This window comes from Micromonospora sp. PRAS1 (genome assembly GCF_059553435.1).
In genome coordinates this window covers 14439-35110 of the sequence record NZ_JCANNB010000054.1, presented here as the reverse complement: position 1 = coordinate 35110, position 20672 = coordinate 14439, and the positions used below count along the sequence as shown (strand labels likewise).

Sequence of the window (20672 nt, the reverse complement as noted above, 5' to 3'; positions counted from 1 at the left end):
CGGGGACGGTGTCGACGGCGCGGAGCAGGTCGAAGCCGGCGGGCTTGAGGAAGGTCTGGTCGGTCAGGTTGCGCAGCCAGTCCAGCAGCGGACGGTAGAAGCCGTCGGTGTCCACCAGCACCATCGGCTTGTCGTGTAGGGCCAGGGTGGCGGTGGTCCAGACCTCGAAGAGCTCATCGAGCGTGCCCAGCCCGCCGGGCAGGGTGAGGAAGGCGTCGGACTTCTCCACCATGAGGATCTTCCGGCTGGCCATCGAGTCGGTGACCAGCAGCTCGTCGGAGGCGAGATCGGCCACCTCAAGGTCCACCAGCGCCTGCGGAATCACCCCGATGGTCCGCCCGCCCGCCGAGCGCGCACCCTCGGTGAGCGCGCCCATCATGCCGACACTGCCGCCGCCGCTGACCAGCGTGTGTCCGCGTCGGGCGAGCTCCGCGCCGGTGGCGGCGGCGAGGTCGAGCCAGCGCTGGTCCAGCGTCCGGGAGGAGGCGCAGAACACGCAGATGGCCGCCATCCTCAGCGCTCCGGTTCGTCGGCCGCGGCCTGCTGGTCGGCGGCGGTACGGGCGACCGCCTCCGCGCGTACCGCCTCCTGCTCGGAGCTGAGTGCGGCCTCGGCCTCCACGATGTGCCGCACCGCCGCGGTCACGTCGTCGGTGACGCAGATCAACTCCAGGTCGACCGGCCCGATCTTGCCCTCCGCGGCCATGGTGTCGCGCAGCCAGTCGAGCAGCCCCTGCCAGTAGGCGGTGCCCATCAGCACCACCGGGAACCGGGTGACCTTGCCGGTCTGCACCAGGGTGAGCGCCTCGAACAACTCGTCCAAGGTGCCGAAGCCGCCGGGCAGCACGACGAAGGCCTGGGCGTACTTGACGAACATCGTCTTGCGGGCGAAGAAGTAGCGGAAGTCGATTGCCAGGTCGACCCACTCGTTGATGCCCTGCTCGAAGGGGAGCTCGATGCCGAGCCCGACGGAGAGCCCGCCGGCCTCGCTGGCCCCCCGGTTGGCCGCCTCCATCACCCCGGGACCGCCGCCGGTGATCACCGCGTACCCGGCGCGGGCCAGGGCCGCGCCCACCGCCTCGGCGAGCTGGCACTCGGGGCTGTCCGGCTTGCTCCGGGCGGATCCGAAGACGCTCACCGCCGGCGGCAGGTCGGCGAGGGTGTCGAACCCCTCCACGAACTCGGAGAGGATGCGCAGCGCACGCCAGGCGTCCCGGGTCTTCCAGTCGGCCCGCGTCCGTGAGTCGAGCAGCCCCTGATCGGCAGTGCTGGTGGTGGCCGCCTGGCGACGCAGCGTGACGGGCCCGCGATGCCGCTCCCGCCCCGGTTCACGGTGGTTGCTCTGGCTCATGGAAGCAACCGTAGTGGAGTCGCGGCGAAGAACCTGGCAAAGACTTTGTGATCTTGTGCAACCAAATCGCTTTCCCGTACGTCTTACTATTCACATACCGGGTATGCCCCGGCACGCAGGCTTCGGGGGAGGGACAGCGTGATCACCAGCAACGAACGGATCCGGATCCGACGGCAGATGCAGCAGAGAATCCGCGACGTGGTGGCCGAGCGCCGTCGCGCCCGCCTGCTCGACACCTCGCCCGAACCGCCGGCCGAGACCACGACCGCCGACTCTCACCTGACCAGCGTCTGACCTCAGCCCACCCGCCCGATCGACCGGGCGGGAAGCCGAGCCGCGTGGCTCAGTTGCGGGAGAGCCAGCGGTACAGGGTGGCGGCACCATCCCGGATCTTGCCGATCTCGACGTGTTCGTCCGGGTGGTGGGCCAGGTTGGGGTCACCCGGGCCGAAGTTCAGCGCCGGAATTCCCATCGCCGCGAACCGGGCCACATCGGTCCAGCCCAGCTTCCCGATCGGCGCGGCACCCACCGCCGCCAGGAACTCCCGCGCGGCCGGGGCCTCCAGCCCGGGCAGCGCTCCGGCGGCGCTGTCGGTCACCGTCAACTCGTAGCCCGCGAAGATCTCGCGCAGGTGCGCCTCGGCCTCGGCCGGCGTACGGTCCGGCGCGAAGCGGTAGTTCACCCCGATCTCGCACCGGTCCGGCACCACGTTCCCGGCCACCCCGCCGGAGATCCGCACCGCGTTCATCCCCTCGCGGTACTCGCACCCGTCGATGGTGACCCGCCGCGCCTGGTAGTCGGAGAGCCGTCGGAGCAGCTCACCCGCCGCGTGCACCGCGTTGACCCCGTGCCACGAGCGGGCCGAGTGGGCCCGGACCCCGGTGGTGACCACGGTGGCCCGCATGGTGCCCTGGCAGCCCGCCTCCACGACGCCGTACGTCGGTTCGAGCAGCAGCGCGAAGTCCGCCGTCAGCCACTCGGGGTGCGCCTCGGCCACCAGGTGCAGCCCGTTGTACCGGGACTCGATCTCCTCCGCCTCGTAGAAGAAGTACGTGACGTCGTAGCGCGGGTCGGGCAGGGTCGCCGCCAGGTGCAGCGCGAAGGCCACCCCGGACTTCATGTCCGACGTGCCGCAGCCGTACATCAGGTCGCCGCGCATGGTCGACGGGAAGTTGTTGTTAAGCGGAACCGTGTCCAGGTGCCCCGCCAGCACCACCCGGGACGCCCGACCGAGGTCGGTACGGGCCATCACCGTGTTGCCGTGCCGGAAGGTGGTCAGGTGCGGCACCTTCCGCAGCACCTCCTCGACGCAGTCGGCGATGGCCTTCTCGTTGAGGGACACGGACTCGATGTCGACCAGCGCGCGGGTCAACGCCACCGGATCGGCGAGGACATCGGGGGTAAGCGGGTTCTCCATGGTCCGCACGGTACCGTCACAACCGGCGACCGAGCACAGCATGGGAACGAGAGGTGAGTAAGTGACGTCCACACAATCCGCGTGGGGCATCGGCCTGGCCACCGTCACCGCCGACGACCAGGTGCTGGACACCTGGTACCCGACCGGCAAGCTGGGCCTGGGCGAGCTGCCGTTGGTGCCCGGCGAGGACGAGGCCGACGTGCTTGACCTGCCGCCGGGCGCGATCGGCGAGCGGTCGCTGCCGGGTCTGCGTACCGTCCAGGTGGTCACCGTGATCGGCTCGCTGGACGACCCGATCAAGGACGCCGCTGACGCGTACCTGCGGCTGCACCTGCTCTCCCACCGCCTGGTGCGACCCAACGAGCTCAACCTCGACGGCGTCTTCGGCAAGCTGGCGAACGTGGCCTGGACCTCCGCCGGGCCGTGTCCGCCCGAGCGGGTGGACGAGCTGCGCGTGATCGAGCGGGCCGCCGGCCGCCACCTGGCCGTGTACGGGGTGGACAAGTTCCCCCGGATGACCGACTACGTGGTGCCAGCCGGGGTACGGATCGCCGACGCCGACCGGGTCCGCCTCGGCGCCCACCTCGCCGCCGGCACCACCGTCATGCACGAGGGCTTCGTCAACTTCAACGCCGGCACTCTCGGCACCTCCATGGTCGAGGGTCGGATCGTGCAGGGCGTGGTGGTCGGCGACGGCTCGGACATCGGCGGCGGCGCCTCCATCATGGGCACCCTCTCCGGCGGCGGCACCGACAAGATCCGCGTCGGCGAACGCAGTCTGATCGGAGCGAACGCCGGAGTGGGCATCTCCCTCGGCGACGACTGCGTGGTCGAGGCGGGTTGCTACATCACCGCCGCCTCGAAGATCACGCTGCCGGATGGCCGGGTGGTCAAGGCGCGCGAGCTCTCCGGCACCGACGGCCTGCTGTTCTGGCGCAACTCGGTAAGCGGCGCGCTGGAGGCCCGGCCGCGTACCGGCCGTGGCATCGAGCTGAACGCCGCCCTGCACGCCAACGACTGAGGTGCAAGGAAGGGGCCCTTCTTAACGCATAGTGCATGGAAAGGGCCCCTTCCTAACACCTGCCCCTGCACGGCGCGGCGGGGTGCGGCGCGGCGGGTGGCGCGGGCATGATCGGACGGATGACGTCCATGAAGGAGCGGATGCTCGCCGGGGAGCCGTACCTCGCCGACGATCCGGAACTGGTCGCCGAGCACCTGCGCGCGCTGCGGCTGATGGAACGCTTCAACACCAGCAGCATCGACGATCTCGACGGCCGTCGGGCCGCGCTTGTCGACCTGCTCGGCGAAGTGGGCGAGGAGACCGCGGTCCGCCCGCCGTTCTACTGCGACTACGGCTACAACATCCGGATCGGGCCGCGCAGCTTCGTGAACTACCACGCGGTCTTCCTCGACGTCGCGCCGATCACGCTCGGCGCCGACGTCCAGGTCGGACCGAACGTGCAGTTGCTCACCCCGACCCATCCGGTGGAGCCGGAGGCGCGGCGGGCGAAGTGGGAGGCGGGCAAGCCGATCACCATCGGCGACAACGTCTGGTTGGGCGGCGGCGCGATCGTCCTCGCCGGGGTCACCGTCGGCGCGAACACCGTAGTCGGCGCGGGCGCCGTGGTGACCCGTGACCTACCCGCCAATGTGGTAGCTGTCGGCAACCCCGCGCGTCCGGTACGCGAGATCAACTAACCTCGCCAACTCCTCCACCTGCGAAAATACCTCTTTTGGGGGTGGCGCTCCAGGCCGAAAACGAGCACTCTGGGTAATGGAGTCGTCACCGGGAGGCGTGTCATGGGCGGCCGGATCCTCGAACTGCGCGTACATGGAGTGTCGAACACGCCGCCCGCCGAAGCCCTCGGACTGACACTTGAACCCGGCGGCGAGACACCACAGCCGCGACTGGTCGCCGGCAGCCAGGTCACCGGCTTCTACCGCTCCCCGACGGCCTCGCCGCTCGACCCGATCGCCGTCGAGGCGTACAGCTGGGGGCAGTTGACCTCCGGGGCGCGGACCGCGCGGGACGTGGAGCGCGCCCTCTGGACGCTGCTGTTGCCCTTCACCCTGGCCAACGTGGCGTTGCACGCCCGCCCCGGGATACCACCGGACCCGGCCAGCGAACGACTGGCCAGCCGCTCCGGGATCACCGCCTGGCTGATCCGGCTTTTCTGCCTGAGTCTGACCGGCACGCTGGTGCTGGCGCTGACCGGCGTCGGGGTCGACCTCATCGGCTGGCAGTGCGTGGACCAGACCTGCCTGAGCCGCATCCCGGGGCCGTGGGAGTTCCTCGCCGACGCCTGGTGGCAGCAGGGCGGACGGATGCTCGCCGTCGGCCTGGCCGTGCCACTCACCCTGATCGCGGTGCTCGGCCTGGTCGCCTGGCGGACCTACCAGTACGAGGCGGTGATGCCCGCCGACCCGGCGACCTCCCCGGTACGCCGACCGCCGGCACCGGCCGACGCCGACCTGCCCGCCGCCCAGCCGGCCCCGGTCGACGCCGACCTGCCCGCCGCCCAGCCGGCCCCGGAGCAGCCGTCGGTACCGGAGCCACCCGACCGACCGCTCACCAACCCGCTCGAAGATCCCACGTTCTGGTGCGGTGAGGGGCAACTGCGGCGCGCCGCCGTGCTGCACCTTTGCACCGGTACGGCGGTGGCGGCGGCGGTGCCGCTCGGCACCGTACTGGTGCTGGATCCACCGCACGGGGCGCGTGCGGCGGTCGCCTGGAGCAGCTCCGCGATGCTCCTCGCGGTGCTGATGATCACGCTGGTCGCGCTCGGCCGTCCCTTCCTCACCCGACGCGAGGGGGCCACTCCGCTCGGCCCGTGGAGCATCGCGGTCATCGTGCTCACCGGGCTCGGACTGGCCGGCACCATCGTGCTGTTGATGCTGCCCGACGGCCCCGCCGGCACCCCGCTCGCGGCGCTGCGACCACAGGCGGGATGCAGCGGGCAGCCGAACCTGCCCGGCTGCCTGGCGGACCGCTCGCTGCCGGGCTTCGACCGGATCCTCGCCTGGCTGGTCACCGGCCAGTTGCTGCTGCTGACCACAATCGGCGCGACCGCCCGCTCGGGGCGCCGCGGCGGCGCGGCACCGGGCGCCGCCACGGTGCTGATCGTTCTCGGTACCGCCTGGTGCCACGGCTGGCTGCCCGGTCTCCCGCCCGCCCCGTTCCAGGTGTGGCAGCTCGCCCTGGTGTTGCTGGCCCTCGCCGGGATCGGCCTGCTGCTGCCCCGGACCCGGCCCGACGCCGGGGCCCAACCCCTCGGGCCGCACACCGACCTGGCCTGGCGCGGTCAGGCCCCGGCCGTGATCGCCGGCTTCGGTTGGCTGCTCTGCCTCGCCTACTGCGCGGGGGCGCTCTACTGGATCACCGACCGGCTCAACGGCGGTGCCACGCCCGGCGGTCGCTCGGTCGTCGTCCCGCCGACGCCGGTCACCTGGGCCGCGCTCTGCTTCGGCGGGGCGCTGCTGCTGCTCGCCCTGGTCGCGCTCCGCGCGCTCGTGCTCTTCCACCAACTACGCCGCGAAGAGTACGCCGAACTGCGGTCGAGCGGACCACTCACCGCGCACGACCTGCGCCGGGGACGGGACGTCAGCAACCACCGGGCCCTGCACCGGCTGGTCGGCGAACACGCGATCCGCCTGATCGGCTGGTACGCCGCCGCGATGGCCGGGCTGGCCGCCCTCGCCTGCGTCGCCGTCCTCTCCCCCGCCCATCCCTACCCGGCGTCAGCGACCGGCACCGCAGCCCTGCTCAAGCTCGTGACCGACCTCGGTGACTCGCTGCTCGGCTGGCTACCGGTGGCGATCGCCGCCCTCGGCCTGCTCGTCTTCCGGAACAACGCGGTGCGGCGCTCGGTCGGGGTGGTCTGGGACGTGGGCACGTTCTGGCCGCGCGCCGCGCACCCGCTCGCCCCACCGAGCTACGCCGAGCGGGCCGTACCGGAACTCCTCACCCGCACCGCTGGCCTGCTCGCGCTGACCGAGCACGATCCGCGTCGGATGGACGGCATCATCCTCTCCGGCCACAGCCAGGGAACAGTGATCTGCACCGCGGTCATCCTGCAACTGCCGGACCGCTGGCGGCGGCGGATCTGGTTCTTCTCCTACGGGTGCCAGCTGACCCGGCTCTACGGCCGGATCTTCCCCGCGTACTTCGGGCCGGACCGGTTGCCGGCGCTGAGCCACGCGCTGGCCCGACCCGCCGGCGGGACCGGGTGGACGAACTTCTGGCGCGACACCGACCCGCTCGGCTGGCCGGTCACCGCCGGCGAACGCAGCGTGGCCGTCACCGACCCCGAGGCGCTGCATCCCAGCGACGGCGAGGTCGCCGATCCACCGATCCGCAGCCACAGCGGCTACCCGGAGGCCGCCGAGTTCCAGCGGGAACGGTCCCGAGTCGCCTGGCTGCTCCGGCGGCCGGTGCCGGCACCCCGGCGCGGACCCGGCTGAGCCCCGCCATCCGGGTGACGGCGTGACTACGCGGGCGCGGCGTCACCACACCGGGGCGCGGCGTCACTCCGGCGGTGGCTCGGCCAGGCGTACCACCAGGTCGGCGCGGTCGGCGGTGCCGGACACCAGCGCCGCGTTGACCTCGTCGCTGCCCGACGCCCAGGCCAGGGCCTCGGCCGGCGACCGCCCGTACGCCACGTGCCGGGCGACCAGCCGACGGCGCCGCAGGTCCGCGTCGATGTCCAGGAACCACGCCTCGTGCAGCAGGGCGCGTACCTCGTCCCAGGGCCAGTCCCGGACCAGCAGATAATTGCCCTCGGTCACCACCAGCCGGACCTCCGGCGGCACCTCGATCGCACCGGCGATCGGCTCCTCCAGGTCCCGGCGGAACTCCGGCGCCCAGACCGAGGTCGGCTCCTTGAGCCGCAGGCGGCGCAGCAGCGAGACGTACCCGTTGGCGTCGAAGGTGTCGATGGAGCCCTTGCGCGCGGACCGGTCCAGCCGGTTCAGCTCGGCCTGGGCGAGGTGGAAGCCGTCCATCGGCACCAGCCGGGCGGCGGTGCCGACCGCCGCCACCACCTGCTCGGCCAGGGTCGACTTGCCCGCGCCCGGGGCACCGGTGATGCCGAGCATCTGCCGGGGGCCGGCGTCGGCGAGCGCGCGGGCGCGCGCCACCAACTCCTCGACGGGCAGTACCCGGGCGGTGGACATCAGGACAGGACCGGGCGGCTGATCGCGAACCGGGCCCGGACGGCCGCGTGCACGCCCTGGGGTTGCGGGTCGAGTTCCAGTTCCGGCGGGCCACCGGCGGCGGCACCACCGGCGTCGAACGCCATCCGGGCCATCATCGGCTGGGCCGTGCCGCCCTCGTCGGCCAGCTCGATCAGGTCGGTGACCTGCGCACCGAGCGCCGCAGCGTACTCCCGGGCGCGTTGCAGCACGTCGTTGATGGCGGCCTGCCGGGCCTCCCGGTAGGCCGGGCTGTCCGGGCGCAGCGACCACCACGGCCCGGCCACCTCGACCTGGTCCTGGTCGGCCAGGCGCAGCATCAGCTCACCGAGCGCGGTGAAATCGCTGACCGTGACCGTGGTGACCACCGAGCCGTGCCAGGCCACCACCCGCTCGCCGGAGCGCCGCGTCTCGGGGCGTACCCGCAGGTCGCCGGTTTCCCGGCGGTCGATCGCCGGCTCGGCGGCGTCGAGCAGCACCCGGACCGCCGCCGCCCGCTCGGCCAGCCGGGTCAACGCGGCCTCCCGGTCGCGGTCCCGGGCGAGCGCTGTCACCGTGAACCGGGCGACCTCCGGATCGACCTCGCGGTACGCCTCGCCGCGCACCATCACCACCGGTCCGTCCACCATGCCCTCACCCTATCGGCGCTCCCCACCTCACGCCCACCGACGCTTCCACCCACCACCAGCACCGTCGATCATGAAGTTATTACCCCGAGAAAGCGCTCTCCAGGGCAATAACTTCATGATCAACCGAAGTCAGGGGGTGGGGGTGGGGGTGGGGTGGTGGGCGGTGTAGGTGGTGGTGTGGGGGGTGGGGTGGCAGTGGGTGAGGTGGGCGCCTCGGGAACCGACCTCGCGGAGCCAGGTGATCTCGTCTGCGGGCGGGCCCTGGGTCGGGAAGGAGCGGGTCTGCTCGTGGTACGGGCGGTCGGCGAGGGCTCGGCGGGTGGCACCGGCCTCGGCGTACCGGGCGCGCAGGGTGGCCGCGTCACCGGCCCGCAGCGCGGCGGCCAGCTCGTCGAGGAACCCGGTGACCTCGGCCAACGCGGCCAGCACCGGCTCGCGGTTGCCGGCCAGCATGTTCGCCGTACGCTGCGGCGGGGTGCCGGCGACCCGGGTGCCGTCGCGGAAGCTGCCGGCGGCCAGGGTGCGGATCGCGTCACGCAACGGTGACCGTTCGGCCGCACCGGCCAGCGCCCCGGCGAGCAGGTGCGGCACGTGCGAGGCGAGCGCGACCACGGCGTCGTGCCGGTCCGCCGCCATCGGCACCACCCGGGCGGCGAAGACCTCGGTGATCAGGACGGCGAGCCGGCGGAACGCGGCCAACCCCTCCGGCGCGGGACAGAGCACCCACGCGGCACCGGTGAACAGCTCCGGCAGCGCCGCGACCAGGCCGGCCCGGTCGGTGCCGGCCATCGGGTGACCGGGGACGAAGCGGTCGGTCAGCCCGCGCGCCTGCGCGAACGCCGCCAGCTCGGCCTTGGTGCTGCCGACGTCGGTGAGCACGCAGTCCGCACCGGTCATCCCGGCCACCTCGACGAGCGTCGCCGGCAGGGTGGGCAGCGGTCCGCCGAGGAAGACCACCTCCCGCCCGGCCACCGCGTCGACAAGTCGCTCCGCCGTCGGTACGCCGGCCGAACGGGCCTGCCGGCGGGTCGCCTCGTCCGGGTCCCAGCCGATCACGTCCAGCCCGGCGGCGTGCAGCCGGAGCAGTATCGACCCGCCGATCAGGCCGGTGCCGAGCACCGCCACCCGGGGTAGCGCACCGGCCTCGGCCATCGTCACCGTCCCGGTCAGGGTTGGGCGAGGCGGGCGGCCACGGCGGCGACCCGCTCGTCGGACTCGGTAAGCGCCGCCCGGACATGCTGCCGGGCACCGGGGCCGTAGAAGACCCCCGCCGCGACCAGGATGCCCCGCCGGGCCAGCCAGTCGACCGTCGCCCAGCAGTCCTCGCCCCGGGTCAGCCAGAGGTAGAGCCCCGCCTCGGAGTGCTCCACCGTGAAGCCGGCCGCGGTGAAGGCGGCGCGCAGCCTCTCCCGCCGCGCCCGGTACCGCTCCCGCTGCTCGTCGGCGTGCTCCTCGTCGCGCAGGGCCGCCACCATGGCCGCCTGCACCGGCTTGGGCACGATCATCCCCGCGTGCTTGCGGATCTTGAGCAGCTCGGCGACCAGCGCCGGATCACCGGCGACGAACCCGGCGCGGTAGCCGGCCAGGTTGGAGCGCTTGGAGAGCGAGTGCACGGCGAGCACCGAATCGTAGGAGCCGCCGCAGACCTCCGGCGAGAGCACCGACACCGGCTCGGCGTCCCAGCCCAGCGGCAGGTAACACTCGTCGCTGGCGACCACCGCACCGCGCTCCCGGGCCCAGTCCACCACCTTGCGCAGATGGGTGGCGGGCAGCACCCGGCCGGTCGGGTTGCCCGGCGAGTTGACCCAGACCAGGCGTACCCGGGAGGTCGGCCCGACGGCGGTCAGCGAGTCGGCGCGTACGGTGGTGGCACCGGCCAGCCGGGCCCCGTCCTCGTAGGTCGGATAGGCAACCGACGGCACCACCACGACGTCGCCCGGCCCCAACCCGAGCAGCGTGGGCAGCCAGGCGACCAGTTCCTTGGAGCCGATCGTCGGCAGCACCCCGAGCCCGTCGATCCCGGCGCCGCAGGCCCGGGCCACCCAGGCCGCGATCGCGTCACGCAGCGCCGGGGTGCCGGCGGTCAGCGGGTAACCCGGCGCGTCGGACGCCTCGGCCAGGGCCCGCCGGATCACCTCCGGCACCGGGTCGACCGGCGTACCCATGGAGAGGTTGATCAGGCCGTCCGGATGCGCCGCGGCCAGCGCGGCCGCGGCGTCCAGGGTGTCCCAGGTGAACTCGGGCAGTCGCGACGAGACCGGCGCGGGCCGGTTCAGTGGCCTTCGCCGCGCGGCGGCTGCGCGGCGACGAAGGAGGCGTCCTTCTCCACCTTGCCGATCTTCGAGGCACCACCGGGCGAGCCCAGGTCCTCGAAGAACTCGTAGTTGGCGCCGGTGTAGTCCTTCCACTGCTCGGGAACGTCGTCCTCGTAGAAGATCGCCTCCACCGGGCAGACAGGCTCACAGGCACCACAGTCGACGCACTCGTCGGGGTGGATGTAGAGCATCCGGTTGCCCTCGTAAATGCAGTCGACCGGGCACTCCTCGATGCATGCCTTGTCGAGCACATCCACGCACGGCTCGGCGATGATGTAGGTCACCGGTCTTCTCCTCCGCAAGACTCGCCGCGATCACCCGCGACGCTAAGAGCCTAGTATCTCGCCGGGGAGGAGGTCGATCGTGCTTCGAGAGCAGGACGTGGGACACCGGATCGTGGTCCGCCGAGTGGTGGGTAGCCGCGCTGGTCGCCCCCTCTACTCCGACTCCCTGGGCGAGCTGGTCGAGCTGACCGAGACTCATCTCACGTTGACCACCCGGCAGGGGCGGCTGCGCGTACCGCTGCACGAGGTGCACCGGGCGAAACGGGTCCCGGCCGACCGGCGACCCACCGCCGCGGCCGTGACCGAGCTGGAACTCGCCGCCGACGAGGCGTGGCCAGCCCCCACCCGCGCCCGGCTCGGTGACTGGCTGCTGCGTGCCGCCGGCGGCTGGACCGGCCGGGCCAACTCCGCCCTGCCCGTCGGCGACCCGGACCGGCCGCTGCCGGCCGCGCTGGACGCGGTCGAGCGCTGGTACGCCGACCTCGGCCAGCAGGCCCTGGTCAACACGCCGTTGCCGCTGGCCGCGCCGGTCGGTGCCGAACTCGACAGGCGGGGCTGGGGTAGCCGCCCGCCGGTGCTGGTGCAGACCGCGTCGCTGGCCGCCATCGCCGCCTCGGTGCCATCCGACGAGCCCACAGCAGCGGCGGCTCCGCCGGCCGGCGAGCCGGTGGTCGGCGAGCCGGTGGTTGAGCTGGCCGCCGAGCCCTCCGACGACTGGCTCGCGGTGGCCAGCGGTCGCAAGGGTGGCCTTCCGGACGCCGCCCGGCACGTGCTCACCGCCGTGGACCAGGTCCGCTTCGCCCACGTGTACGCCGACAGCGCGCTCGTCGCGATCGGCCGCGGAACGGTCACCGGTTCCGGGCGCTGGCTCGGCTTGTGCCTGATCGAGGTGCTGCCCGCCGCCCGCCGGCAGGGGCTCGCGACCCGGCTGATCCGGGTGCTCGTCGACTGGGCCGCCGAGGTCGGCGCGACCGACGCGTTTCTTCAGGTGGAGCAGCGCAACGCACCCGCCGTCCGCCTCTACCGCAACCTGGGCTTCACCACCCACCACACCTACCGAACCCGGTTCGCCCACCCCGTTGATCATGAAGTTGGCGACTGCTAGGAGATCGACTTCGCCGCCAACCTCATGGTCAACGCACGGGTGGGGGTCAGCGGCGGACGATTCGGCGGGGCTTGGCCACCGTGCTCTCGGCGTAGCGCTTGAGGCCCTGGGAACGGTGGTCCCGGCCCAGCGTGGTGAGCAGCAGATACCCCAGGGTCGTACCGGCGACGGCCGCCACCAGGTAGAGCACCACCTGCCAGAAGAAGGTGGCACTGCCGGCGGCGAACGGGCTCTGGCCGACCAGCAGCGGCCCGACCAGCATGGTCAGTACGAGCGCGATGCCGATCGCGCCGGCCGCCTCGGCACCCCACTGGGCCAGCGGACGGCGCTGCCCCCAGACGAAGGCGACCCCGGCCAGGATCAGCCCGATCACCACGAACATCCCGAGAGTCACCCGATCGGCGGCCATCTCGTCACCGTCGAAGCCGAACCGGATCACCAACCGGGCGATCACGTTGACCGCGAACAGCGCGATCGCGAGCACCGCGAGCGGACGCCACCGCTGCCCCATCGCACACCTCCCGCCACATCCCCGCCCGGACGGCGGGTTTCCTGGCAGGAATATCTACCACCTGGAGCGGGGCGGCGTCAGTACCGACCGGGACCCGGCGGCGCAGCCACGATTGACCGGAACGCCACAACCGCGAAGGCCATCGCGCCGGCCACCACAAGGGTGAGCCCGACCCAGTTGCCGACCAGCAGGACGTCACCCTCGGCGGTCCGGTCGGCGGCCGCCACCATGATCACCACCCACGGCAACGCCGGCAGCGCCACCGCCCAACGGCGGCCGACCGCCTCGATGGCGAACCAGCTCAACGCGATGTTCGCCACCACGGCCACGAGCACCGCCACCCCGATCGGGTAGCCGCCGATCCGCAGCGGCGCGAGCAACAGCTCCAGGACCGCGGTGACCGCACCGGCGACGACGGCGATCAGCCCGCCGATCACCCGCAACCCGAGGTCGACAAACCGCCGCAACCCGGTCGGCCGGGGCGGCTGCTGGGCCTGCTCCTGCGGGGCGACCGACATCGCGGTGGGCAGGGTCACCGCTGGCCGGCCGAGCTGACCGGGGCACGCTCCGGACTGCCGCGACCAGCGTTGCCGGCGAGATCGGAGCTGTCCGCGAGATCCCGGTTGTCGGCGAGATCCAGCCCGGCGAAGAGGTCAGACTCCCAGCCGTACGGGCCGCTGCCCGGCCCCTTCGTCCCCACCGCGAGGGTGAAGTACTCCACCCCCATGAACTCCGCGCCGAAGTTGCCGGCGATCGAGTAGAGCCAGGAGGTGGCGGGGATCTGGGTGGCGTGGGCGCGCATCGCCGCCTCCTTCGCGGCGTGCTGCTCGGTGGCGTCGATCCGCGCCGCGATCTGCTCGTCCGGCGTGCAGAAGGGCAGCTCGGTGGCGTCGGAGATGCCGGCGAAGGGGTTGTCCGAGGAGTTCTCGAAGTGCGACATGCCCGCCTCCAGGACGCTGCGCGGCATCGCCGTCCAGTAGACCTTCGCCGGGGCGATCCCCTCCGCGCCGGCCAGCTCGACGGCGCGCATCGTCACCCGGTGCGCCTGGATGTGGTCGGGGTGGCCGTAGAAACCGTTCTCGTCGTAGGTGATCACCACCTGGGGGCGTACCTCCCGGATGACCGCCAGCAGGTGGCCGGCGGCCTCGTCGAGGTCGGCGCGCCAGAACGCGCGGGGGTGTCCGTTGGTCGGCAGCCCCATCATGCCGGAGTCGCGGTACCGGCCGGCACCGCCGAGGAAGCGGTGGTCGGTGACGCCCAGCTCGGCACAGGCGGCGACCAGCTCCGCGATCCGGTACCCGCCGAGCTGGTCCGCCTCGGCGGCGGCGAGCCCGGCCAGCTCCGGCACGTGGATCTCACCCTCCTCGCCAAGCGTGCAGGTGACCAGGGTGACGTGCGCGCCGGTGGCGGCGTAGTGGGCCATTGTCGAACCGGTGCCGATGGACTCGTCGTCGGGATGCGCGTGGACCAGCAGCAGGCGGCGGTCAGGCAGGGTCGTCACGACGGTCACTCTAACCGGCGGTTTGGGCCGCCCGGCCCAGACGCGTCCGCGCAGGTCGCTCACATTGTGCTCGGTACGCGCCTACGATCTGGCCTGTGGACTTTCCCGAGCTGGCCGCCCGTACCCGTCGGTTCAGCCACGGGGCGCCGCGCGCCGTCTCCGTGGCCGACGACGGCGCCCGGGTGGTCTTCCTACGTTCCGCCGGGCCGGAGGACCCGGCCGATGCCCTCTGGCTGCTCGACGTCGCCACCGGCGAGGAGCAGCTGGTCGCCTGTCCGGCCACCCTGCTCGGCGCGGACGCCGACCCCGGCGCGCTCAGTCCCGGGGAACGGGCCCGTCGCGAGCGGCTGCGGCTGAGCGCCTCCGGCATCGGGTCGTACGCCCTCGATGGCGCCGGACGGGTGGCCGTGTTCGCGCTGGCCGGCCGGCTGTTCCGGGCCGACCTGGTGCACCGGGACGTGATCGAGGTGCCCGCCGCCGGGCCGGTGCTCGACCCCCGGCCCGACCCGACAGGTCAGCGGTTGGCGTACGTGACGGACGCCGCCGAGGGGGTCCGGCGCGGGCAGCTGCGGGTGGTGGCGGCCGACGGCACCGACACTATCCTCGCCGGCGAGGACTCCGGGGTGGTCTGGGGACTGGCCGAACACATCGCGGCGGAGGAGTTCGGCCGGCACCGTGGTTACTGGTGGGCGCCGGACGGGCGGTCGGTGCTGGCCGCCCGGGTCGACGAGTCCCGGCTGCCCCGCTGGCACCTGCACGACCCGGCGCAGCCGGCCATCCCGCCGGTAAGCGTCGCGTACCCGGTGTCGGGCGGCCCGAACGCGGAGGTCAGCCTGCACCTGCTCGACCTCGACGGCGGCTGGGTCGACGTGCACTGGGACCGGGAGACCTATCCGTACCTGACCGCGGTGCACTGGGCCGAGGGCGCCCCGCTGATCACCGTGCTGCGCCGTTCCCAGCAGCACGGCCTGGTGCTGGCGATCGATCCGCGTACCGGCGAGACGCAGGTGCACGCCGAACTGGCCGACCCGCGCTGGGTCGATCCGGTACCGGGCACGCCCGCGCACCTGCCCGACGGGCGGGTACTTGTCGGCGGTGAACTGGCCCACGACGGGTACGACGCCCGCTGCCTCTTCGCCGACGGCACCCTGCTCACCCCGCCCTCGCTCTACGTGCGCCGGGTGGTCGGCCGGCTGGCCGCCAGCACCGGCCCGGCGGACCTGCTGGTCGAGGCGAGCGACGGCGAGCCGAGCGAGCAGCACCTGTTCCGGGTACGCACCAGCATCGGCGGTGGCGTGGACGCCCGGCGACTCACCACCGACGCGGGCTGGCACGTCGCCGCGGTCGGTGGGGACGTGCTGGTGGTCGGCAGCGCCTCGCTGGACCACCCGGGCATCCGGTGGACGGTGTCGCAGGGCGACCGGAAGGTGGGCATCCTGCGGTCGCTCGCCGCCACCCCCGCGTACTCTCCGCTGCCGCTGCTGGAACGGGTGACCGACCGGCGGCTGCCCTCGGCGGTGCTCTACCCGGACAACCACGTCACCGGTCGGCGGCTGCCGGTGCTGCTGGACGTCTACGGCGGGCCGGGGCACCAGGAGGTGGTCGCCGCGCGGGCGGCCTGGTTGGAACGGCAGTGGTGGGCCGACGCCGGTTTCGCCGTGGTGGTCATCGACAACCGGGGCACCCCCGGGATCGCCCCCTCCTACGAGAAGGCCATCCATCGGCGGGTCGCCGACGTGATCCTGCTCGACCAGGTGGAGGCGCTCACCGCGCTCGCCGACAAGCACCCGGACCTGGACCTCGGCCGGGTGGCCGTCCGGGGCTGGTCGTTCGGCGGCTGGCTGGCCGGGCTTGCCGTGCTGCGCCATCCGGAGCTGTTCCGCTGCGGGATCGTCGGGGCGCCGGTCACCGACTGGGCGCTGTACGACACCGCGTACACCGAGCGTTATCTGGGTCTGCCGGCCGACGGCGAGGACATCTACGCACACCACTCGCTTGTGGAACTGGCCGCCGAGCCGGTCACCGACCCGGCACAGGCCCGGCCGCTGCTGCTTGTGCACGGCCTGCTCGACGACAACGTGGTGGCGGCGCACACGCTGCGGCTGTCGGCGGCCCTGCTGGCCACCGGCCGCCCGCACTCGGTGCTGCCGCTGACCGGCGCCACCCACCTGGCCGCCGGGGGCCTCGCCGAACGCCTCCTCCCGCTGGAACTCGCCTTCCTCCGCAGCCACCTCGGGTAATCGTTCGCACAATCGGTGCGACCATGGCGGTGACGAGGCAGGCCGGGCGGTACGAGCGGAGGACCTCGTCCCCTGACGAATGTCCACGCCCTCGCCTAAGGTCGGGCCATGGTTGAGTTCGACGCGGGCGAGGTGGCGGTGCAGGCCGCGCTGGACGCGGGTGCCCGGTACGCCGACGCCCGGGTGATGCACCGGCGCTACGAGTCGATGTCGGCCCGCAACGGCGACATCGAGGCGCTCGCCCAGGACGAGAGCCTCGGGTTGGGCGTACGCGCACTTGTCGGTTCGAGTTGGGGCTTCCACGCCGTACCGGAAATCTCCGAGCGGGCCGCCCGCGACGCCGGCCAGCGCGCGGCACGGACGGCTGCGGCGAGCGGCCTGGTCCCCGGCCCGGCGGTCGACCTGATCGGCGCCACGCCGGTCACGGCGAGCTGGTCCTCGGACTGCAAGGTGGACCCGCTCGGTGTCTCGCTGGCCACCAAGGGCGACCTGCTTACCGCCGCCACCCGCACGATAGTGGCGCACGGCGCCGATCTGGCCGAGGGCCTCTACCAGATCTGGGACACCGCGAAGTGGTTCGTCTCCAGCGAGGGGCACCGCATCGACCAGCGCATCCGCGAGTGCGGCGGCGGCATCTCGGCCACCTCGATCGGCGACGGCGAGACCCAGCGACGGTCCTGGCCCAGTTACCGCGGCCAGTACGGCACCACCGGCTGGGAGCTTGTCGACTCGCTGGAGCTGACCGCCAACGCCGCGCGCATCGCCGAGGAGTCGCAGGCGTTGCTCACCGCGCCGCTCTGCCCGAGCGGCGAGACCGACCTGATTCTCGGCGGCGAGCAGTTGGCGTTGCAGATCCACGAGTCGGTCGGGCACGCCATCGAACTGGACCGCATCCTCGGTTGGGAGGCCGCCTTCGCCGGCACCTCCTGGCTGGATCTGGCCCAGCTCGGCTCGTTGCGTTACGGCTCCGAGCTGATGAACATCACAATCGACCCAACCATCCCCGGCGCGTTGGGCAGCTTCGGCTACGACGACGAGGGCTCGCCGGCGGTGCGCCGCGACGCGGTACGCGCCGGGCGGTGGGTGGGCGTGCTGGCCGGGCGGGATTCGGCCGCCGTCGCGGGCCTGGACTACGGCGGCAGCGTACGCGCCGACGGCTGGGCGCGGTTGCCGATGGTCCGGATGACGAACGTCGGTCTGGAACCCGGCCCGCACACGTTGGAGGAGATCGTCGACGCCACCGACGAGGGGGTGCTGATGGACGTCAACCGCTCCTGGTCGATCGACGACAAACGGCTGAACTTCCAGTTCGGCTGCGAGATCGGGTGGGAGATCCGCAAGGGCCGGCGGGGGCGGATGCTGCGCAACCCGACGTACACCGGGATCGGTCCGCACTTCTGGCGCTCGATGGACATGCTCTCCGGTGAGATCGTCTCGTGGGGCACGCCGAACTGCGGCAAGGGTCAGCCCGGCCAGGTCGGGCACACCGGGCATCCGGCGGCACCGGCCCGGTTCCGCAACGTCCGGGTGGGGGTACGGGCGTGACTGTCGACGACGGCGTCGAGTTGGCGCTCGCCGGTCAGGTGGTGGAGTGGGTCGCCCGGTTGGCCGGGGCGGATGCCCAGGCCGAGGTGCTGGTGACCCGCGCCGAGTCGGCGTTGACCCGGTTCGCCAACTCCGCGATCCACCAGAACGTCGCCGAGTCCGCGGTGGAGATCCGGCTCCGGGTGCAGGCGGGCGGGCGTACCGCCACCGGCAGCGCGAACCTCTCCACCCCCGACGGGCTGCGCGCCCTGGCGGAGCGGGTGGTGGCGGCGGCCCGGTTCGGTCCACTCGACCCGGCCTGGCCGGGGCTCACCCCGCCCGCGCCGGTGGCCGCCGCGCCGAAGTGGGACGCGGCCACCGGGCATGCCGGGCCGGACGACCGGGCCGGGCTGGTCCGGGCCTTCGTCGACGCGGCCGACGGGTTGGAGACGGCCGGCTACTGCCGCACGACCCTGCGGGCGACCGGGTTCGCGAACTCGGCCGGACATGCCGCGCAGGGGTACGCGGCGGAGGCGGCGATGGACGGGATCGCCCGGGTCGGTGGCGCGGACGGCACGGCCCGGCACTGGGTCGACCGACTGGCCGACCTCGACGGTGCCGAGTTGGGGCGCCGGGCCGCGGCGAAGGCCCGGGCCGCCGTCGACCCGGTGGAGTTGCCGCCCGGGCGGTACCCGGTGGTCCTGGAGCCGGCCGCCGTGGCGGACCTGCTACAAAATCTGGCCTGGTACGGCTTCAACGGCAAGCGGTACGCCGAGCGGCAGTCGTTCGCCAAGCCCGGGGTGGCCCAGTTCGATCGGGCGTTGACCCTGGTCGACGATCCGTTGGCCGGCTCGGCGCTGCCGTTCGACCTGGAGGGCACGCCGACCCGGCCGCTGACCCTGGTGGACGCGGGCACCACCACGGGCGTGGTGCACGACCGGCGCAGCGCCGCCGGGTCGGGCGTCGAGTCGACCGGTCACGCCTGGACCGGCAGCGCCACCTTCGGCCCGATCCCGCGCAACCTGCGCCTCGTCCCGTCCGGCACGGCCGGCGCGGCGAGCACCAGGGGCGCCGGCAGCACGCCCGCCCCGGCGACCGGCAGTGGCACGCCCGGCCCGGCGGGTGCGCCGGCGGCTGCCTCAGGCGACGCGGCGGTTCCGGCGGATGGGACGGATCTGCTGGTCGGCGCGGTGGTCGACGCGGACACCGCCGCTCTGGTCTCCCGGATGCAGCGCGGCCTGCTGGTCAGCGACCTCTGGTACACCCGGGTGCTCGAACCGAAGAGCCTGGTGATCACCGGTCTGACCCGTAACGGCGTGTGGCTGGTGGAGGAGGGCCGGGTCACCCGCGCAGTGCGTGACCTGCGGTTCACCGAGTCGTACCCGAGGGCGCTCGGACCCGGCGCGGTGCTGGAGGTGGGCCGGGGCGCGGTCCGCCTGCCGGAGCGCTGGGACGGTGCCTGGTCGGAGACGCCGTCGCTGCGGCTGGCTTCCTGGAACTTCACCGGCGGCGCCTCCGGCTGACCCGTGCTGGACCGCTTGTCGATCTTTTTCGGACGCTCACATATTGATCATGGAAGGAGGGTTTCCAAAGGGCGGGACACACGGGACACTGCCTTGCGCGGACGGCCCGCCTAGATCGGCGTAACGTGTGTCACTTAGCTGCTCCGGTTACGCCCGGCGCGGCCGTTGGTGTGCGCATGACCCGGCAAGCGGGAGCGGCGGTTCGCCGATCCGCGTGCCGACCGGAAGGGTTCCGCCGCCCGTGAAAGGGCCCCGGCAGGGAGACGACACGAATGACATCATCGGCAACGAAGCCGCGAGGAGCGCGGGCCCGCGCCGCGATCGCGGCGAAGACGTTGCGGACGGACCGTTGGTGGTTGGCGCCGCTGATCACCGTCATCGGGCTCGGCGCGTGGGTAGCGTACGCGACGGTCCGGGTCTTCATGCACGACCTTTACTGGGTCGAGGAGTACCACTATCTGACCCCGTTCTACTCGCCGTGTGTGACGGATCGGTGCATCCCGGAGGCATCGCACTTCGGGCAGTACCTGCCCGGCTGGTGGATCATCCCGGACGCCGCCTTCACCCTGCCGTTCCTGCTGCTGTTCCGGCTGACCTGCTACTACTACCGCAAGGCGTACTACCGGTCGTTCTGGCTCTCGCCGCCGGCCTGCGCGGTGCCGGACGGTCACGCCTCCTACGGCGGTGAGACCCGGTTCCCGCTGATCGTGCAGAACTCGCACCGGTACTTCTTCTACTTCGCCGCCATCATCTCGCTGATCAACACCTGGGATGCCATCGCGGCCTTCCGCAGCCCCGAGGGCTTCGGGTTCGGCCTGGGCAACCTGATCCTGGTCGGCAACGTGGTGATGCTCTGGGCGTACACCATCTCCTGCCACTCCTGCCGGCACATCATCGGCGGGCGGCTCAAGCACTTCTCCAAGCATCCGGTGCGCTACCGGGCCTGGGGCTACATCTCCTGGCTGAACGTCCGGCACATGCAGCTCGCCTGGATCACCCTCGGCACGCTGGCGCTGACCGACTTCTACGTCATGTCCGTCGCCGCCGGGTGGATCTCCGACCTGCGGTTCATCAACTGAGGGC

20 protein-coding genes are annotated in these 20672 nt (G+C 72.6%); 9 read left to right on the top strand and 11 right to left on the bottom strand.

Translation table 11 applies throughout. From position 1 onward, the window contains the following. A partial coding sequence (locus AC507J_RS30405) for an LOG family protein (RefSeq protein ID WP_496293651.1) occupies nt 1-511 on the bottom strand: 511 nt, incomplete at its 3' end. A gap of 2 nt (nt 512-513) precedes the next feature. Then, on the bottom strand, nt 514-1350 hold the full coding sequence (locus AC507J_RS30400) for an LOG family protein (protein ID WP_496293649.1): 837 nt from the start codon (nt 1348-1350) through the stop codon (nt 514-516). 138 nt (nt 1351-1488) lie between these two features. On the opposite strand from AC507J_RS30400, the gene AC507J_RS30395 reads away from it, so the two are divergent. Beyond that, nucleotides 1489-1644: a hypothetical protein gene (locus tag AC507J_RS30395; RefSeq protein WP_496293647.1), complete on the top strand. Its 156-nt coding sequence runs from the start codon at nt 1489-1491 to the stop codon at nt 1642-1644. Nucleotides 1645-1693: 49 nt separating this feature from the next. Here the strand turns inward: AC507J_RS30395 and dapE are convergent, their stop codons facing one another. After that, a complete protein-coding gene (gene dapE, locus AC507J_RS30390; RefSeq protein WP_496293645.1) occupies nt 1694-2767 on the bottom strand; it encodes a succinyl-diaminopimelate desuccinylase in 1074 nt (357 codons plus the stop codon). 61 nt (nt 2768-2828) lie between these two features. Between dapE and dapD the strand changes: the two genes are divergently transcribed. The 3 genes from dapD to AC507J_RS30375 all read left to right on the top strand — a co-directional run bounded on the left by dapD (nt 2829) and on the right by AC507J_RS30375 (nt 7228). Beyond that, nucleotides 2829-3788: a 2,3,4,5-tetrahydropyridine-2,6-dicarboxylate N-succinyltransferase gene (gene dapD, locus AC507J_RS30385; protein ID WP_496293643.1), complete on the top strand. Its 960-nt coding sequence runs from the start codon at nt 2829-2831 to the stop codon at nt 3786-3788. A gap of 119 nt (nt 3789-3907) precedes the next feature. Continuing rightward, nucleotides 3908-4465, top strand: a complete 558-nt coding sequence (locus tag AC507J_RS30380; RefSeq protein ID WP_496293641.1) for a sugar O-acetyltransferase — start codon at nt 3908-3910, stop codon at nt 4463-4465. Between the two features lie 102 nt (nt 4466-4567). Continuing rightward, nucleotides 4568-7228, top strand: a complete 2661-nt coding sequence (locus tag AC507J_RS30375) for a hypothetical protein (protein WP_496293639.1) — start codon at nt 4568-4570, stop codon at nt 7226-7228. Between the two features lie 63 nt (nt 7229-7291). Here the strand turns inward: AC507J_RS30375 and AC507J_RS30370 are convergent, their stop codons facing one another. The 5 genes from AC507J_RS30370 to fdxA all read right to left on the bottom strand — a co-directional run bounded on the left by AC507J_RS30370 (nt 7292) and on the right by fdxA (nt 11185). Beyond that, nucleotides 7292-7939, bottom strand: a complete 648-nt coding sequence (locus AC507J_RS30370) for a nucleoside/nucleotide kinase family protein (protein WP_496293637.1) — start codon at nt 7937-7939, stop codon at nt 7292-7294. Next, on the bottom strand, nt 7939-8586 hold the full coding sequence (locus AC507J_RS30365) for an SIMPL domain-containing protein (protein WP_496293635.1): 648 nt from the start codon (nt 8584-8586) through the stop codon (nt 7939-7941). Before AC507J_RS30365 ends, AC507J_RS30370 begins: the two co-directional genes overlap by 1 nt. Before the next feature lie 129 nt (nt 8587-8715). After that, on the bottom strand, nt 8716-9738 hold the full coding sequence (locus AC507J_RS30360; protein WP_496293657.1) for a prephenate dehydrogenase: 1023 nt from the start codon (nt 9736-9738) through the stop codon (nt 8716-8718). 14 nt (nt 9739-9752) lie between these two features. Further along, nucleotides 9753-10862 carry a succinyldiaminopimelate transaminase gene (gene dapC / locus AC507J_RS30355; RefSeq protein ID WP_496293655.1) on the bottom strand — a complete coding sequence of 370 codons (1110 nt, stop codon included), beginning with the start codon at nt 10860-10862 and terminating at the stop codon, nt 9753-9755. Beyond that, entirely contained in the window at nt 10859-11185 is a 327-nt protein-coding gene (gene fdxA, locus AC507J_RS30350; protein ID WP_089005361.1) for a ferredoxin, read from the bottom strand. The genes dapC and fdxA overlap by 4 nt, the downstream gene beginning before the upstream one ends. A gap of 79 nt (nt 11186-11264) precedes the next feature. Between fdxA and AC507J_RS30345 the strand changes: the two genes are divergently transcribed. Beyond that, the gene (locus AC507J_RS30345) at nt 11265-12290 is read left to right on the top strand and encodes a GNAT family N-acetyltransferase (RefSeq protein ID WP_496293632.1); all 1026 of its coding nucleotides are present in this window, start codon (nt 11265-11267) and stop codon (nt 12288-12290) included. A 46-nt stretch (nt 12291-12336) separates the two neighbouring features. Here the strand turns inward: AC507J_RS30345 and AC507J_RS30340 are convergent, their stop codons facing one another. From AC507J_RS30340 to mshB, 3 genes are all read right to left on the bottom strand, one after another. Continuing rightward, complete coding sequence (locus AC507J_RS30340; RefSeq protein WP_496293630.1) at nt 12337-12801, bottom strand: hypothetical protein; 465 nt, start codon at nt 12799-12801, stop codon at nt 12337-12339. Between the two features lie 77 nt (nt 12802-12878). Beyond that, nucleotides 12879-13319: a hypothetical protein gene (locus AC507J_RS30335; protein ID WP_496293653.1), complete on the bottom strand. Its 441-nt coding sequence runs from the start codon at nt 13317-13319 to the stop codon at nt 12879-12881. Between the two features lie 14 nt (nt 13320-13333). Continuing rightward, nucleotides 13334-14311, bottom strand: a complete 978-nt coding sequence (gene mshB, locus AC507J_RS30330; RefSeq protein WP_496293628.1) for an N-acetyl-1-D-myo-inositol-2-amino-2-deoxy-alpha-D-glucopyranoside deacetylase — start codon at nt 14309-14311, stop codon at nt 13334-13336. 86 nt (nt 14312-14397) lie between these two features. Here mshB and AC507J_RS30325 point away from each other — a divergent pair, with 86 nt between their 5' ends. The 4 genes from AC507J_RS30325 (at nt 14398) to sdhC (ending at nt 20668) form a co-directional block, all read left to right on the top strand. Next, a complete protein-coding gene (locus AC507J_RS30325; protein ID WP_496293626.1) occupies nt 14398-16542 on the top strand; it encodes a prolyl oligopeptidase family serine peptidase in 2145 nt (714 codons plus the stop codon). Between the two features lie 108 nt (nt 16543-16650). Next, the gene (locus AC507J_RS30320) at nt 16651-18087 is read left to right on the top strand and encodes a TldD/PmbA family protein (protein WP_496293624.1); all 1437 of its coding nucleotides are present in this window, start codon (nt 16651-16653) and stop codon (nt 18085-18087) included. Beyond that, nucleotides 18084-19589 carry a TldD/PmbA family protein gene (locus AC507J_RS30315; RefSeq protein WP_496293622.1) on the top strand — a complete coding sequence of 502 codons (1506 nt, stop codon included), beginning with the start codon at nt 18084-18086 and terminating at the stop codon, nt 19587-19589. Before AC507J_RS30320 ends, AC507J_RS30315 begins: the two co-directional genes overlap by 4 nt. A 272-nt stretch (nt 19590-19861) precedes the next feature. Beyond that, on the top strand, nt 19862-20668 hold the full coding sequence (gene sdhC, locus AC507J_RS30310) for a succinate dehydrogenase subunit SdhC (protein ID WP_496293620.1): 807 nt from the start codon (nt 19862-19864) through the stop codon (nt 20666-20668). Nucleotides 20669-20672: the final 4 nt, after the last annotated feature.

Bases quoted from the DNA above. Each gene is read 5' to 3' on its own strand.
- AC507J_RS30400 (WP_496293649.1), bottom strand. From the start codon at position 1,350: ATGAGCCAGAGCAACCACCGTGAACCGGGGCGGGAGCGGCATCGCGGG.
- dapE (WP_496293645.1), bottom strand. From the start codon at position 2,767: ATGGAGAACCCGCTTACCCCCGATGTCCTCGCCGATCCGGTGGCGTTG.
- AC507J_RS30380 (WP_496293641.1), top strand. From the start codon at position 3,908: ATGACGTCCATGAAGGAGCGGATGCTCGCCGGGGAGCCGTACCTCGCC.
- AC507J_RS30375 (WP_496293639.1), top strand. From the start codon at position 4,568: ATGGGCGGCCGGATCCTCGAACTGCGCGTACATGGAGTGTCGAACACG.
- AC507J_RS30370 (WP_496293637.1), bottom strand. From the start codon at position 7,939: ATGTCCACCGCCCGGGTACTGCCCGTCGAGGAGTTGGTGGCGCGCGCC.
- AC507J_RS30365 (WP_496293635.1), bottom strand. From the start codon at position 8,586: ATGGTGGACGGACCGGTGGTGATGGTGCGCGGCGAGGCGTACCGCGAG.
- AC507J_RS30360 (WP_496293657.1), bottom strand. From the start codon at position 9,738: ATGGCCGAGGCCGGTGCGCTACCCCGGGTGGCGGTGCTCGGCACCGGC.
- AC507J_RS30340 (WP_496293630.1), bottom strand. From the start codon at position 12,801: ATGGGGCAGCGGTGGCGTCCGCTCGCGGTGCTCGCGATCGCGCTGTTC.
- AC507J_RS30335 (WP_496293653.1), bottom strand. From the start codon at position 13,319: ATGTCGGTCGCCCCGCAGGAGCAGGCCCAGCAGCCGCCCCGGCCGACC.
- AC507J_RS30320 (WP_496293624.1), top strand. From the start codon at position 16,651: ATGGTTGAGTTCGACGCGGGCGAGGTGGCGGTGCAGGCCGCGCTGGAC.
- sdhC (WP_496293620.1), top strand. From the start codon at position 19,862: ATGACATCATCGGCAACGAAGCCGCGAGGAGCGCGGGCCCGCGCCGCG.